Source organism: Kitasatospora sp. NPDC057542 (genome assembly GCF_042801945.1).
Lineage (GTDB): Bacteria > Actinomycetota > Actinomycetes > Streptomycetales > Streptomycetaceae > Kitasatospora.
The window spans coordinates 1-10,777 of the sequence record NZ_JBHVFE010000310.1 but is presented as its reverse complement, the minus strand read 5'-3'; the positions used below and the strand labels follow the sequence as shown (position 1 = coordinate 10,777).

Annotated in this window: 10 protein-coding genes and 1 tRNA gene; 8 read left to right on the top strand and 3 right to left on the bottom strand. The window is 73.0% G+C overall.

What is annotated here, in order from left to right; genetic code table 11:
* Positions 1–197 precede the first annotated feature (197 nt).
* The 3 genes from ACFU7Y_RS30410 to ACFU7Y_RS30400 all read left to right on the top strand — a co-directional run bounded on the left by ACFU7Y_RS30410 (position 198) and on the right by ACFU7Y_RS30400 (position 3,407).
* Positions 198–866 (top strand): response regulator transcription factor, encoded by a 669-nt coding sequence (locus ACFU7Y_RS30410; protein ID WP_224283060.1) that lies wholly within the window; start codon positions 198–200, stop codon positions 864–866.
* 218 nt (positions 867–1,084) lie between these two features.
* Positions 1,085–2,047, top strand: coding sequence for a UDP-glucose 4-epimerase GalE (galE, locus tag ACFU7Y_RS30405; RefSeq protein WP_380770329.1), 963 nt, complete (start codon positions 1,085–1,087; stop codon positions 2,045–2,047).
* A 322-nt stretch (positions 2,048–2,369) separates the two neighbouring features.
* Positions 2,370–3,407: a LuxR C-terminal-related transcriptional regulator gene (locus tag ACFU7Y_RS30400; protein WP_380770327.1), complete on the top strand. Its 1,038-nt coding sequence runs from the start codon at positions 2,370–2,372 to the stop codon at positions 3,405–3,407.
* A 59-nt stretch (positions 3,408–3,466) separates the two neighbouring features.
* Here ACFU7Y_RS30400 and ACFU7Y_RS30395 read toward each other — a convergent pair whose 3' ends face one another.
* A complete protein-coding gene (locus ACFU7Y_RS30395) occupies positions 3,467–3,964 on the bottom strand; it encodes a MarR family winged helix-turn-helix transcriptional regulator (protein ID WP_224285113.1) in 498 nt (165 codons plus the stop codon).
* Positions 3,965–4,075: 111 nt separating this feature from the next.
* Between ACFU7Y_RS30395 and ACFU7Y_RS30390 the strand changes: the two genes are divergently transcribed.
* Entirely contained in the window at positions 4,076–4,873 is a 798-nt protein-coding gene (locus ACFU7Y_RS30390) for a methyltransferase domain-containing protein (RefSeq protein ID WP_224285112.1), read from the top strand.
* A 38-nt stretch (positions 4,874–4,911) separates the two neighbouring features.
* Here the strand turns inward: ACFU7Y_RS30390 and ACFU7Y_RS30385 are convergent, their stop codons facing one another.
* Together ACFU7Y_RS30385 and ACFU7Y_RS30380 are read right to left on the bottom strand one after the other, a co-directional pair.
* Positions 4,912–5,514, bottom strand: coding sequence for a TetR/AcrR family transcriptional regulator (locus tag ACFU7Y_RS30385; protein ID WP_224285115.1), 603 nt, complete (start codon positions 5,512–5,514; stop codon positions 4,912–4,914).
* A 206-nt stretch (positions 5,515–5,720) separates the two neighbouring features.
* Positions 5,721–6,779: a fatty acid desaturase gene (locus tag ACFU7Y_RS30380; RefSeq protein WP_224281795.1), complete on the bottom strand. Its 1,059-nt coding sequence runs from the start codon at positions 6,777–6,779 to the stop codon at positions 5,721–5,723.
* Between the two features lie 249 nt (positions 6,780–7,028).
* Here ACFU7Y_RS30380 and ACFU7Y_RS30375 point away from each other — a divergent pair.
* The 4 genes from ACFU7Y_RS30375 to ACFU7Y_RS30360 all read left to right on the top strand — a co-directional run bounded on the left by ACFU7Y_RS30375 (position 7,029) and on the right by ACFU7Y_RS30360 (position 10,743).
* Positions 7,029–7,099: transfer RNA gene (locus tag ACFU7Y_RS30375), tRNA-Gln, on the top strand.
* A gap of 143 nt (positions 7,100–7,242) precedes the next feature.
* Positions 7,243–8,697, top strand: coding sequence for a bifunctional UDP-N-acetylglucosamine diphosphorylase/glucosamine-1-phosphate N-acetyltransferase GlmU (glmU, locus tag ACFU7Y_RS30370; protein WP_224281796.1), 1,455 nt, complete (start codon positions 7,243–7,245; stop codon positions 8,695–8,697).
* A 201-nt stretch (positions 8,698–8,898) separates the two neighbouring features.
* Positions 8,899–9,876 carry a ribose-phosphate diphosphokinase gene (locus ACFU7Y_RS30365; protein ID WP_224281797.1) on the top strand — a complete coding sequence of 326 codons (978 nt, stop codon included), beginning with the start codon at positions 8,899–8,901 and terminating at the stop codon, positions 9,874–9,876.
* A 279-nt stretch (positions 9,877–10,155) separates the two neighbouring features.
* Positions 10,156–10,743 (top strand): 50S ribosomal protein L25/general stress protein Ctc, encoded by a 588-nt coding sequence (locus tag ACFU7Y_RS30360; RefSeq protein ID WP_380770326.1) that lies wholly within the window; start codon positions 10,156–10,158, stop codon positions 10,741–10,743.
* The last annotated feature ends 34 nt before the right edge of the window (positions 10,744–10,777 follow it).

The window sequence follows — 10,777 nt, the reverse complement described above, 5'->3', positions numbered from 1 at the left end:
GCGGTTCGATTCCGCATGGGGGCTCCATCGAAAGACCCCCGCCTCACGGCGGGGGTCTTTCGCGTTCCCCGGCCGGTTCCGTACCGCCGACACGCCACGGCCTAGCGGGTCGGGTACGGAATGCGCTGTGATGGTGCGTCATCGGCCGCCCGCCCGAGGGGTGCGGGCGCGAGCCGGACCCCGACCGGGAGGGCGTCATGGGTGTTCGACTCGTGGTGGTGGACGACCACAGGCTGCTGGCGGAGGCGCTGGCCACCGCACTTCAGCTGCGCGGCCACCGGGTGCTCGCGGTCGGTTCCCCGGCCGGCGTCGCCGCCGACCTGGTGGTCGGACGGCGGCCCGAGGTGTGCCTGCTGGGGGTGGCGGCGCCGGGGGAGGCGGGTGCCTTCGACGGGCTGCGCCGGATTCGTCGCGAGCGCCCCGAGGTGGCCGTGATCGTGCTCGGCCCGGTGGGCGAACTGCGTGGAGTGGCGGGGGCGTTCGCGGCCGGCGCGGCCGGGTACGTGCCCAGCGACGAGCGGATCGAGGTGGTCGAGCGGGCCATCGGGCGGGCGCGCGCGGGCGAGGCCGCGGTCGCGGTGGACATCCTGCGCGGGGCCTTCGACCAACTGCTGCGCCCCGCGGCCGAGCCGGACGACGAGGCCGTGCGGTTGCTGCGGCTGCTGACCCGCCGTGAGGTGCAGGTGCTGGCCCGGATCGCGGACGGCGAGGACACCGCGGCGATCGCCGCCGGGATGCGGATCGCCGCCAGCACCGCCCGGACGCACGTCCAGCGGGTGCTGATGAAGCTCGGTGCGCGGACCCGCCTGGAGGCGGCGGCGGTGGCGGCGCGCACCGGTCTGCTGGAGCGGATGGCCGGGGGCTGAGGGGTCGACGGAAGGAGCCGACGGACAGGCCTGGTGGACAGGGCCGGCGGACAGGGCCCCGGGATGGCGCCGGGTGTCCGACGGCTGGGGACCTGGCGAGAAGGCCGGAAGCCGTGGTCCGGAGCACCCCGGTGGGATTGGGAGAATGACCAGTCGTACGCATTCCGTCGATGGCTTCCGCCCGACCGGGCGGACCGTCGTTCGCTGGAGGTCGCAACATGAGTAAGTACCTGGTCACGGGTGGCGCCGGCTACGTCGGCAGTGTGGTGGCCGCCCACCTGCTGGAGGCGGGGCACCAGGTGACCGTCCTGGACGATCTCTCCACCGGTTTCCGCGAGGGTGTCCCGGCCGGTGCCGAGTTCGTCGAGGGCCGGATCCAGCAGGCCGAGAAGGTGCTGGACGGTTCCTTCGACGGCGTGCTGCACTTCGCCGCCTCCTCGCAGGTCGGCGAGTCGGTCGCGGACCCGGAGAAGTACTGGCGCAACAACGTGGCCGGCTCGCTGGAGCTGATCAGCGCGATGCGCGCGGCGGGCGTGCGCAAGCTGGTCTTCTCCTCCACCGCCGCCACGTACGGCGAGCCGGAGGCCGTGCCGATCGCCGAGACCGCCCGTACCGCGCCGACCAACACCTACGGCGCCACCAAGCTCGCGGTGGACCACCTGATCACCAGTGAGGCCGTCGCGCACGGCCTGGCCGCCGTCTCGCTGCGCTACTTCAACGTGGCCGGTGCGTACGGTGCGTACGGTGAGCGGCACGACCCCGAGTCGCACCTGATCCCGCTGGTCTTCCAGGCCGCGCTGGGGCAGCGTCCGCACATCGCGGTGTACGGCGACGACTACCCGACCCCGGACGGCACCTGCATCCGCGACTACATCCACGTCGCCGACCTGGCCGAGGCGCACCTGCTGGCGCTGGACGCGGCCAAGCCGGGCGAGCACCTGATCTGCAACCTGGGCAACGGCAGCGGCTTCTCGGTGCGCGAGGTGATCGAGTCGGTCAAGCGCGTCACCGGCCGGGAGATCCCGGTGCAGGTCGCCGGCCGCCGGGCCGGCGACCCGGCGGTGCTGGTGGCCTCGGCCGCCCGTGCCCACGAGACGCTGGGCTGGACCCCGCGCCGTCCGAACCTGGACGAGATCGTTGCCGACGCCTGGACGTTCACCCTGGCGAAGAACGGCCAGTGAGCAACGGCCGCTGAGGAAGGGCCGGTTGGGGAACCGGTAGGCCCGACCGCCCGCGGTGTCGCTCCCGGAACCTCCGGGAGCGACGCCTGCGGCAGGCGGTCCGACGGTTCAAGTCCCGTCACTCACGCATCTTCTGACGAAACTTCACCGAATCGCCACGAGCGCGTTTCCCGCCCCGTAGGCTGAGTGCGGTACCGGTGGGGGCCGGCGCCCTTTCGGCCTCACCGGCCGCCGGTGGGCGGGCGGAACGGCGGGTCCGGAACGCGGATGCCGGACCAGTCCCCGCCCCCGGGCTCGGGCGGTGTGAGCAGGGGGAGGGACGATGGGGCGGATTCGCGTCCTGGTGGTCGACGACCACCGGATCTTCGCCGAGGCGCTGGCGGCGGCGCTGGCCGCCGAGCCGGACGTGGAGGTGGGGGCGGCCGGCAGTGCCGCCGCCGCCGAGCGGGCCTTGGAACGCGCGGCCGGCGAGGGCCGCGCCTACGACGTGGCACTGATCGACGCCGACCTCGGCGCCGAGGCGGTCGGTGTGGTCGGTGCGGCCGGAGCGATCGGAGCAGCCGGCACGGCCGGATTACCCGGCGGGCCCGGAGCCGCCGGTCCGCACGGAGTACCGGGAGCGCCGGGAGCCGGCGGAGCGCACGCCCGCCGTCGTCCCGGTCCGGAGCACCCCGAGGAGGCCCGGCGCGGCCGCGCCGCCCCGCCCGTACCGCAGCCGCGCCGGTCGGCCGTACCGCCGGGGGCACCGGCTCCGCTGTCGGGCGGGCTGCCGCCCGGCGCCCGGCCTGCGGTGGACCCGCTGCGCGGCGACCAGCTCAGATCCGCCGCCCCGCCGCCCGACGGCATCACCCTGCTGGCCCGGCTCCGCCGCACCCACCCCGGGCTGCGCGCCGTCGTCCTGGCCACCGCCGACGACCCGCACCGCGCCGCCCGTGCCCTGCACGCGGGAGCCACCGGCTGGGTGGCCAAGGAGAGTTCGCTGGCCCGGCTGCTCGCGGTGATCCGGGGCGTGCTGCGGGACGAGACGCACCTGCCGCCCGCGCTGCTCACCGGGGTGATCCGCGAACTCACCACCGCCCGGCGGGACCGCACCGAGAGCGAACGGCTGGTGGACACCCTCACCCCGCGGGAGAAGCAGATCCTGCGCTGCATGGTCGCGGGCCTCGGCCGGCAGGCCGTCGCGGAGCGGCTCTACCTGTCGCCGCACACCGTCCGGACGCACATGCAGAACGTGCTGGGCAAGCTCGGGGTGCACTCCACGCTGGCGGCCGTCGCGGTCGCCCGCCGGGCCGGGGTCAGCCCCGCGGAGCCGGCCGCGCCCCCGTCGCCCTCGGTGGTCGGCACCGTCGACCGGCCCTGAGGCGGAACCCCCGGGCCCGAGTCCGAGTCCGAGCCCGCGCGCAGGCCCGGGAGCCGTCGTCAGCCCGGGATGTTGTCGAACGGGGCGATCAGCAGCCGCAGCAGCGCGGCGAGTTCGGTCTGCTGGCCGGAGGTGAGCTGGGCGAGCAGTTCGCGCTCGTGCGCGAGCAGCCCGGCGAGCGCCTGGTCGGCGCGGTCGCGGCCGTCGTCGGTGAGCCGGACCAGCACGCCGCGCCGGTCGTCCGGGTCGGGCAGGCGCTTGACCAGGCCCTTGCCGGTGAGCCGGTCGATCCGGTTGGTCATGGTGCCGGAGGTGACCAGGGTCTGGGTGAGCAGTTGGCCGGGGGAGAGCTGGTACGGGGAGCCGGCCCGCCGCAGGGCGGTCAGGACGTCGAACTCCCAGGGCTCCAGACCGTGCTCGGCGAAGGCGGCGCGGCGGGCGCGGTCCAGGTGCCGGGCGAGCCGGCTGACCCGGCTGAGCACCTCCAGCGGCTCCACGTCGAGGTCGGGGCGCTCCCGGCGCCACGCTGCGACCAGCCTGTCGACCTCGTCCTCCATGACGATCAGTGTATCGGTGGATGTGTCGATGTGAAGTCTCTTGACATCGAGAAATGTGCCAGCGAGGCTACCCCGAGATATCTTGATGTCGAGATACTTTCGAGGTGAGCCATGACCACTCCCGTCTGGGACCCGGCGCAGTACCTGCGCTTCGCCGACGAACGCACCCGCCCGCTGCGCGACCTGCTCGCCCGCGTCCCCGCCCTCCCGCACCCCGGTGCCGAGGTGATCCTGGACATCGGCTGCGGCCCCGGCAACTCCACTGCCGTACTGCGCGAGCGGTGGCCGCACGCCCGTCTCACCGGCGTCGACAACTCCGCCCCGATGCTGGCCACCGCCCGCACCGAGGGCGAGCCGGACGCCGAGTACCTGCTCGCCGACGCCCGTGACTACGACCCGGCCCCGGCCGGGCCCGACCTGATCGTCTCCAACGCCACCCTCCAGTGGGTGGACGGGCACCTGGCGCTGCTGCCGCGCTGGGCGGACGCCCTCGAACCCGGCGGGGTGCTCGCCTTCCAGGTGCCGGGCAACTTCGAGGCCCCCAGCCACACCCTGCTCGCCGACCTGCGACGCAGCGCCCGCTGGCGGGACGCGCTCGGCGAGGAGGCCGTCCGGGCCGGCGTGCACCCACCCGAGCGCTACCTCGACGCCCTGGCCGCCGCCGGCTGCCTCCCGGACGTCTGGGAGACCACCTACCGCACCCTGCTGCCGGGGCCGGACCCGGTCCTGGAGTGGGTCAAGGGCACCGCGCTGCGCCCGGTCCTCACCCGGCTCACCGACCCGGCCGACCGGGCCGCCTTCCTCGCCGAGTACGGGCGGCTGCTGCGCGAGGCCTACCCGGCCGGGCCGAACGGGACGGTGTTCCCGTTCCGGCGGATCTTCGCCGTGGGGACCAAACGGGCGGGCTGAGCCGGCCGGGGTGGGGCGAACCGGTTCGGTTCGGCCGGTCAGCCCTTGCGCTCGCCGACCAGCTTCGGGTGCCGCTCCAGGCCCTCCAGGCCGTGCCAGGCGAGGTTCACCAGGTGCGCCGCCACCGTCGCCTTGTCCGGCTTGCGGACCTCCAGCCACCACTGCCCGGTCAGCGCGACCATCCCGACCAGCATCTGCGAGTACATCGGGGCCAGCCGGGCGTCGAAGCCGCGGGACTTGAACTCCAGACCCAGGATGTCCTCGACCTGCGTGGCGATGTCGCTGATCAGTGAGGCGAAGGTGCCGGTCGACTGGGCCACCGGGGAGTCCCGGACCAGGATCCGGAAGCCGTCCGTCGAGGTGTCGATGTAGTCCATCAGCGCGAAGGCCGCCTGCTCCAGCAGCTCGCGCGAGTGCCCGCCGGTCAGTGCCCCGGTCACCATGTCCAGCAGGAGCTGCATCTCGCGGTCGACGACCACCGCGTACAGCCCCTCCTTGCCGCCGAAGTGCTCGTACACCACGGGCTTCGACACCCCGGCGCGCTCGGCGATCTCCTCCACCGAGGTGCCGTCGTAGCCGCGCTCCGCGAAGACCGTCCGGCCGATCTCCAGCAGCTGCTCGCGCCGCTGCTTGCCGGTCATCCGGACCCGGCCGCCCCGGCGGCGCGGGGCCGGGGCCGAGCCGCCGCCCCGGTCCGGACCTCCGCCGGCGGTGCCGGCCGCCGGTGCAGCGGCCCGCGGACGGGCCGACGCCGTGGCGGGCGCGGCGTCCGTCCGCGTGCTGTGGTGACCGCCTGTGCTGTCTGCGCTGCTCCCGTTCACCCCTACATCATGCTGGAAGTGCCGCCTCATGCGGCGCGGCGGGCGGCGATCCGTTGTGCGTCCGGCCAGCGGACGTCCCGGACCCAGCCGGCCAGCTCGAACCAGCGGATCAGTCGGGCCGAGGAGTCGATCTGCCCGCGCAGCACCCCGTGCCGGGCCGCGGTCGGGTCGGCGTGGTGCAGGTTGTGCCAGGACTCCCCGCAGGAGAGCACGGCGAGCCACCAGACGTTGCCGGAGCGGTCCCGGGAGCGGAACGGGCGCCGGCCGACGGCGTGGCAGATCGAGTTGATCGACCAGGTGACGTGGTGCAGCAGCGCCACCCGGACCAGCGAGCCCCAGAAGAAGGCGGACAGCGCGCCCTCCCAGGACAGGCTCACCAGACCGCCGATCAGCGCGGGCAGCAGCAGCGAGAGGGTGGTCCAGAGCCAGAACAGCCGGGAGATCCGCCTTATCGCCGGGTCGCGCACGAGGTCCGGTGCGTACTTGTGCTGCGGGGTCTGTTCCTCGTCGAACATCCAGCCCATGTGGGCCCACCACAGGCCCTTCATCAGCGCCGGGACGCTCTCCCCGTAGCGCCACGGCGAGTGCGGGTCGCCGTCCTTGTCGCTGAACCGGTGGTGCTTGCGGTGGTCGGCCACCCAGCGCACCAGCGGGCCCTCGACCGCGAGGCTCCCGGCGATCGCCAGGGCCAGGCGCATCGTCCGGTGGGCCTTGAACGCGCCGTGGGTGAAGTAGCGGTGGTAGCCGACGGTGATGCCGTGGCAGGTGAGGAAGTACATGGCGACGGTGATCGCGAGGTCCGTCCAGCCCAGCCCCCACCCCCAGGCCACCGGGACGGCGGCCACCAGGGCGGTGAACGGCACGAGGATGAACAAGGAGAGCGCGATCCGCTCGGCCAGGCCCTGCTTCTCCCCGCCGCGGGTGGCGGACAGCCGGGTGGCCGACGTGTCGGCGGGGCCGGGGGTCTCGACTGGCTGGGCGTTCTCGACGGTCTCGGTGGGGTCGTCGGGGCCGGAGTCGGAGTCGGGAGACGGAGTGCGGGACGCGGCGTTCCCCGCGCGCGCCTCGCCTGCCTTGATGGTCATGGGCGTCCCTTTGCGGCGTCCCGGAAACGGGAGAGGAGCGGAGCTACGGTGGCGTAACCTACGGCATCGTAGGTTGCGCTCCGCGGCCAGGGGAACACTCCGCCGCGCGGCGCTTGAGTGAATTCACCCGACTGGATGGATGAACCGAGGGTCAGACGGCTTCGGCCGTCGACGGTGGAATCCGGGCCGCGGATCGGTGCAAGTCGATACCCACGGCAGGGCCCTCTCGGGTAGGGTCTGACACGACTGTCCGCCGTGGTGTAATGGCAGCACAGGGCCCTTTGGAGGCCTTTGTCTGGGTTCGAATCCTAGCGGCGGAGCCTCTGCACGCCTCGGGTTCGGGCGTTTTCCCCCGCGCCGGTATTGTCGGTGCTGCTCGGCGGACTGTGCGAATGGCGACCGGCCTGGGTCCGGGCCGGGCCTGCTCTGCCCTCTCTGTGAACCTACCGAGGAGCCTCCCCGCATGGGTGCCAATTCGCTTGCCGCCGTTGTCGTGCTCGCCGCTGGTGGCGGGACCCGGATGAAGTCGAACAAGCTGCCCAAGGTCCTGCACGAGGTGTGCGGACGCTCGCTGGTGGGTCACGCGGTCTCGGCGGCCCGGGAGCTGGCGCCGGGTGAGCTGGTCGTGGTGGTCGGCCACCAGCGCGAGCAGGTCGTGGCGCACCTGGCGGAGCACTACCCGGCCACGCGCACCGCGGTGCAGGAGGAGCAGAACGGCACCGGCCACGCGGTGCGCACGGCGCTGGAGTCGCTCACCGCCGACGGCCTGGTGCTGGACGGCACGGTGATCGTCACCGCCGGCGACTCGCCGCTGCTGACCGGGGAGACCCTGCGCCGACTGGCCGACGCCCACACGGCCCAGCAGAACGGCGTCACCGTGCTGACCGCCGTCGTCCCGGAGCCCTTCGGCTACGGCCGCATCCTGCGGGACGAGGACGGCACCGTCGCCGCGATCGTCGAGGAGCGGGACGCCAGCGCCACCCAGCGCGCGATCGCCGAGATCAACTCCGGCGTCTTCGCCTTCGACGCCAAGCTGCTCACCGAGGCGCTGGGCGAGCTCACCACGGACAACTCGCAGGGCGAGGAGTACCTGACCGACACCCTGGAGATCCTGCGCAAGGCGGGCCACCGGGTCGGCGCCGTGGTGGCCGAGGACCACCGGGACATCCTGGGCATCAACGACCGGGTCCAGCTGGCGCAGGCCCGCCGGCTGCTGAACGACCGCCTGCTGGAGCGGGCGATGCGTGAGGGCGTCACCGTGGTGGACCCGGCGACCACCTGGTTCGACGTGCAGGTCAGCTACGAGCCGGACGCCGTGGTGCTGCCGAACACCCAGCTCCAGGGCGCCACGCACCTGGGCGAGGGCTGCGAGGTGGGCCCGAACTCGACCCTGAAGGACACCACGGTCGGCGTCGGCGCCCGGGTGAGCAACACCACGGCCGACGGTGCCGAGGTGGGCGAGCTGGCCACCGTCGGCCCGTACGCCTACCTGCGGCCGGGTGCCAGGCTGGCCCGCAAGGCGAAGGTCGGCACCTACGTCGAGGTGAAGAACTCCGAGCTGGGCGAGGGCGCCAAGGTGCCGCACCTGTCCTACATCGGCGACGCCACGATCGGCGAGGGCACCAATGTCGGCGCGGCCTCGGTCACCGTGAACTACGACGGCGTGAACAAGCACCGCACGGTCATCGGCGCGCACTGCCGCACCGGCTCGGACAACATGTTCATCGCCCCGGTCACCGTCGGTGACGGCGCCTACACCGGCGCCGGCTCGGTGATCACCAACGACGTCCCGGCCGGGGCGCTCGGTGTGAACCGGGCCACGCAGCGCAACATCGAGGGCTGGGTCGAGCGCAAGCGCCCCGGCACGGTGTCCGCGCAGGCCGCGAAGGCGGCGACGGACGGGGCCGAGCAGGCCTGAGCGGGCGGGCCGGGGCCCGAGGGGCGGTCCCGGGGCGGACGGTTTCTGCGCGGGCGCGTAACCTTGGGGACATACGTGCGCCACTGGGCTTACCGCCCGTGTCCAGGCGTACCGACAATTCCCCAACCCGTGCCGCGAGCGGGCCCTGCCTGCCCGCACCGGGTCGAGGGTTCAGCGTCCGCAACGCGAGGAGACGGTGCAGTGAGCGGGATCACGACGTCGGGTGAGAAGAAGCTGAAACTCTTCTCCGGCCGTGCCCACCCGGAACTGGCGAGGGAGGTGGCCGAGGCGCTCGGGACCGAGCTGGTCCCCACCAAGGCCCTGGACTTCGCCAACGGCGAGATCTACGTCCGCTTCCTGGAGTCGGCGCGCGGTGCGGACTGCTTCGTGATGCAGAGCCACACGGCTCCCATCAACCAGTGGATCATGGAGCAGCTGATCATGATCGATGCTCTGAAGCGGGCCTCCGCCAAGAGCATCACCGCGATCCTGCCGTTCTACGGCTACGCCCGCCAGGACAAGAAGCACCTCGGCCGCGAGCCCATCTCGGCCCGCCTGGTCGCCGACCTGCTGCGCCAGGCCGGCGCCGACCGCCTGATGGCCGTGGACCTGCACACCGCGCAGATCCAGGGCTTCTTCGACGGCCCGGTGGACCACCTGTTCGCGCTGCCGCTGCTGGCCGACTACATCGGTGAGAAGGTCGACCGCTCCAAGCTGACCGTCGTCTCTCCGGACGCCGGCCGCGTGAAGGTCGCCGACCAGTGGTGCGACCGGCTGGACGCCCCGCTGGCGATCATCCACAAGCGCCGCGACATCACCCAGGCCAACACCATCCTGTCGGCCGACGTCGTCGGTGACGTCAAGGACCGGGTCTGCGTGCTGGTCGACGACATGATCGACACCGCCGGCACCATCTGCGCCGCGGCCGACGCGCTGTTCGACAACGGCGCCGCGGACGTCGTGGTGGCGGCCACCCACGGTGTGCTCTCCGGCCCGGCCGCGGACCGGCTGAAGAACTCGCGGGTCAGCGAGTTCGTGTTCACCAACACGCTGCCCACCCCGGCCTCGCTCCAGCTGGACAAGATCACCACGCTGTCCATCGCCCCGTCGATCGCCGCCGCGATCCGCGAGGTGTTCGAGGAGGGCTCGGTCACCAGCCTCTTCGAGGGCGTGCACTGACGAAGGCCGTGCAGGCGGCCCCGGTCCGGACGGACCGGGGCCGCCGCCGATTTCGCGGGAGGCCGCCGGTGCGGTTAGACTCGTGAAACTGCTCGGCGAGGGATGCCGTGTGCCTGCTCGACGGGTGCCCGCTCCGTGATCGACGCGCTGCCGGTGCCGGATTCCCGTCCGCCGGCAGGCCGTTGCCGCCGAGTGACCCCCGAACGTACTGAGGGTGTGGTCCCGGCGGTTTTTCGCGTTGTCTGCACCCCCGCGCCAGTTTCCACGAGGAGTGCAGTCGTGTCCGAGATCCGTCTTGCCGCTGAGACCCGTACCGAGTTCGGCAAGGGTGCCGCCCGTCGCGCCCGCCGCGCCGGCTTCGTCCCGGGTGTCGTCTACGGCCACGGCCACGCCCCGGTTCACCTGAACCTGCCCGGCCACGACCTGATGATGGCCCTGAAGACCCCGAACGCCCTGCTGGTCGTGCCGATCGACGGCAAGGACGAGTACGTGCTGCCGAAGGCCGTCCAGCGCGAGGCCATCAAGCGCAACATCGAGCACGTCGACCTGCTGCTGGTCAAGCGCGGCGAGAAGGTCACCGTCGAGGTTCCGGTCCACACCGAGGGCGAGCTGGCCCCGGGCGGCAACCTGCTGGAGCACGTCCTGCAGGCCCTGCCGATCGAGGCCGAGGCCACCCACCTGCCCGAGGCCGTCACCGTCTCCGTCGAGGGCCTGGAGGCCGGCGCCGCCGTCCACGCCAAGGACATCGTCCTGCCGGCCGGTGTCGCCCTGGCCGTCGAGGCCGACGCCGTCGTCCTCCAGGTCATCGCCGCCCAGGCCGCCCCGGCCGAGGAGGAGGCCGCCGAGGCCGAGGGCACCGAGGCCTGAGCCTCTTAGCGCTGGTCGCTGAGACCGCTGCCCC